This is a genomic window from Marivita sp., assembly GCF_020055635.1.
Classification (GTDB): domain Bacteria; phylum Pseudomonadota; class Alphaproteobacteria; order Rhodobacterales; family Rhodobacteraceae; genus Marivita.
The window spans coordinates 1-3,797 of the sequence record NZ_JAIPUT010000142.1 but is presented as its reverse complement, the minus strand read 5'-3'; the positions used below and the strand labels follow the sequence as shown (position 1 = coordinate 3,797).

At 61.4% G+C, this 3,797-nt stretch carries 3 protein-coding genes; 2 read left to right on the top strand and 1 reads right to left on the bottom strand.

Going from position 1 to position 3,797, the window contains the following annotated elements; all coding sequences use genetic code 11:
* Positions 1-183: 183 nt before the first annotated feature.
* Positions 184-1,701 (top strand): hypothetical protein, encoded by a 1,518-nt coding sequence (locus LCF60_RS23750; protein ID WP_292295005.1) that lies wholly within the window; start codon positions 184-186, stop codon positions 1,699-1,701.
* 173 nt (positions 1,702-1,874) lie between these two features.
* Complete coding sequence (locus LCF60_RS23745) at positions 1,875-3,509, top strand: hypothetical protein (RefSeq protein WP_292295004.1); 1,635 nt, start codon at positions 1,875-1,877, stop codon at positions 3,507-3,509.
* Positions 3,510-3,601: 92 nt separating this feature from the next.
* Here the strand turns inward: LCF60_RS23745 and LCF60_RS23740 are convergent.
* A partial coding sequence (locus LCF60_RS23740; protein WP_292295003.1) for a hypothetical protein occupies positions 3,602-3,797 on the bottom strand: 196 nt, incomplete at its 5' end.

The window sequence follows — 3,797 nt, the reverse complement described above, 5'->3', positions numbered from 1 at the left end:
ATATCCTTCATCTCGCCGTCCTCTCCGTTGTGTGGCTTTCAACACCACGACTTTGGCACATTGCGATGCCGTTTTGGGAGGGCGGCAACCACTCCATCTCATCTGATACTGCATCTGACTGGACCGTTCCGCGCTGATTTGGGCAGCGTTCCGCTGTCGGGGCTCAGCCGCCGGGCGCAGGGTATGTTGGCTTACATAGCTCTTCAGCCCGGGATGCGCGCGGAGCGCAGCGCTCTGGCTGACCTGCTCTGGTCCGACCGTAGCGAGGAACAGGCCCGCGCGTCGCTCCGCCAGGAACTGTCGCAGTTGCGAAAGGTCCTGGGCGAAACGGTGCACGCGGACCGACAAGCCGTCTGGCTGGATGAAGCAGCCGTTACGGTGCGCCGCGACAACGGAAGCTTCTTGCAGGGTTTCGATCTGCCTTCAGAAGCGTTCGAGGATTGGTTGCGTCAGGAAAGAGCGCTGGACCCGCAACAGCACCTTCGTCTGCCGCGTCCGAAGGGAGCGGACCGCGCCACATTAGCAGTCTTGGCCTTTGACGAGTTGGGTGCTCCGGATGCCGACATGTTCGCTGACGGGGTGGTCGAGGAGATCACCGGCGCGTTGAGCCGCAGCCGTGATTTCGACGTGATCGCGCGTCAGTCAGCCTACGCTTTGCGCGGGGAACCTTTGTCGGTGTGCGAAATCGCGGAGAGGCTGGGTGCCGACTACCTTCTGCAAGGCACCCTGCGCCGCGCTGCCGACCGGGTGCGCATCGCGACCCAGCTTGTCCGCGGCACAGACGGACACGTGCTCTGGTCGGAACGCTTTGATGATCGGATCGACGATTTGTTTGACCTCCAGGACCGCATCGCCGCGCAGGTGGCGGGACAAGTCTCACCCAGCCTGCGTGCAGCAGAAATCAACCGCGCCGGACAAACCGCACCGGGAGACCGGACCGCCTACGAATTGATGCTGACGGCTTACCCCCTGTTCTGGTCGCTCCGGAGGGAAGGCAATGCGCAGGCAGGCCAATTGTTGGACAGCTCGCTGGAGCGGGATCCGGAATACCTGCCTGCCCTCGCATTGCGTGCCTGGGTGCATGCACATCAGAACACATACATGTGGTCAACTGATCCTGCAGCAGAACGCGCAAGGGCCCTCGACCTGGCAACACGCGCGGCAGAACAGGCCACGGACCACCCTCCCACGCTTGTGGCCATCGCCGGGGCCTATTCGCAGGCGAGCGACGACATCCAGCTGGCGCGGACTTTTCTCGACCGTATCCTGGGCATCGACCCGAACAACGCGTGGGCCTGGATCAGGCTGGGCTGGCTTCGGCAGTATATCGGTGACGTGTCTGGCGCCCTGGAGGCGTTCGACAGAGCGGAACGGCTCAGCCCGCTGGACCCGTTCATGCACCAGATCACCTTTGGTCGGGCCGCCGCGCATTATCGCTGGGCTGACGACCCGACTGAAGGTCTGGCGATGATCGAAGAAGGACTGCGCCGTCATCCTGGCGTTGTCTGGCCTTGGCGCATGGTGGCGGCCGGCAATGTTCGCCTTGGGCGGATTGACGTGGCCCAGGCGGCTGCAGCGCGACTGCTCGACCAGCTGCCCCATGTCACGATCGGCTATCTCAAGGCCTGCCTGCCGCCCGTGGCTGTGCATTTCGACGACGATTATTTCCAACACCTCTTGATCGCGGGCATCCCCAACTGAGGCATCGCCGATAATGCGATACGCCTAGCCATCGGTGCGGCGCTGACTTTTCCGAGCCGAAACGACAGGTTTTCGTGTAGAATGGACAAGGTCCGATCGGGCAGACGAAAGTGAGATAAAAGCGTCTTGGTCGATTTGCAGTGCCCAAATCGTGTAGCAGGAGGAATGGCTCGATGACCTACTATGACCTTGGAAACTATAGTCGCAAGATCACGACCGGGTCCGATGATGCTCAGCTCTGGTTCGACCGCGGCCTGATCTGGCTCTATGCCTACAATCACGAGGCGGCGATCACGTGTTTCCGAAAGGCACTGCACGCGGATGCCGATTGCGCAATGGCATATTGGGGCATCGCCGCCGCGTCCGGACCGAACTACAACCAGCCATGGGAGAGCATGGAGCCGGAAGAACGCGAGGATGCCATCTCGACAGCGCGCACGGCGATCAAGGCCGCACAAAACGCGGCTAACGGGTTGTTCCCGGTCGAAAACCGACTGATCGACGCGATTGACAAGCGGTTCCCCGACGCACCCGTCGACGACATCGGTCCTTGGCTCGACGCCTATGCCGACGCGATGCGCAACGTCCACGAGGCTCACCCCGAGGATCACGATGTGGCGGCACTCTTCGCAGAAGCCATGATGAACCGAACGCCGTGGCAATTGTGGGACCTGAGCACCGGCACGCCGGCCGAAGGCGCGGACACCGTCAAGGCCCGGTCGGTGCTGGAACGCACACTCGAACTCCCCGGCGCGTGGGACCATCCCGGGCTTCTGCACTTCTACATTCACCTGATGGAGATGTCGCCCAATCCGGAGCTTGCCCTGCGTCATGGAGATCGGCTGAGCACGCTGGTGCCGGATGCCGGGCACCTGATCCACATGGGCACCCATATCGATGTGCTCTGCGGCGATTATCACAACGTTGTCGCTAAGAATTCCAGGGCGATCGAAGCAGACCGTAAATGGCTTGATCGCGAGGGAACGGACAATTTCTATACCCTCTACCGCTGTCACAACTACCACTTCAAGATCTACGGCGCGATGTTCCTCGGTCAGCCCGAACCTGCGCTGGAGGCAGCCGACGAATTGGTCGAGACCTTGCCGGACGAGGCAATACTGCGGCAGATGGCCGATTGGTTTGAAGCCTTCTTCCCGATGAAAATGCATGTCCTGATCCGGTTCGGCATGTGGGATGATATCCTTGCCGCCGACCTGCCCGAGGATGAAACGCTCTACGCGATGACGACTGCGCTGATGCGCTACGCGCGCACCGTGGCGCTGGCCAACAGGGGTGATATCGCGGCTGCCGAAGCCGAGCGGAAAAAATTCGACGCGGCGCACAAGGCCGTGCCTGAAAGCCGGATGCTTTTCAACAACACCTGCCAGGACATCCTCAAGGTCGCCGAGGCGATGATGCTGGGCGAGCTCGACTACAAGAAAGGCAACAGTCAGGCCGCATTCGAACATCTGCGCCGCTCGGTGCAACTCGACGATACCCTGCCCTATGACGAACCTTGGGGCTGGATGCAGCCGACCCGTCACGCGCTCGGCGCGTTGCTGCTCGATGCCGGGCATTATGACGAGGCCGAAGCGGTTTATCGTGCCGATCTCGGCCTCGACGATACGTTGGCCCGTGCGTGTCAGCACCCGGCGAATGTCTGGAGCCTGCACGGTTTGCACGAATGCCTGACCCGCCGGGGCGAAAAAGTCGAGGCGTTGCACGTCAAGCTGCTGCTCGACCGGGCGATTGCCCGAGCCGAGGTGCCGGTTCGAGCCTCCTGCTATTGCCGGAACGCGGCGGCATAAGCGTCGCATCAGCGGGCCTGTCCTGCAAAGGGGACGAACTCCACCGATACGAGCCCGTCCTTCAAGCGTCGCAGGGATCGGGCGAAAGCGAATTATTCCGGCGTCATGCAGACGTGCTTCGGATGGGTCAAGGCAAAGCTGTGCTGCCCATTACCGAAAAACGCGGTATGGTTCATTCGGGTGTTTCCTGTGTGCTGAATATGTCCGCGCGCCGGACAGCGCGAACGCTTGGTGTCGGAAGTGGAACTGATTTCGTTTCGACCTTCGGATCGAACCGGTTCTTGATAT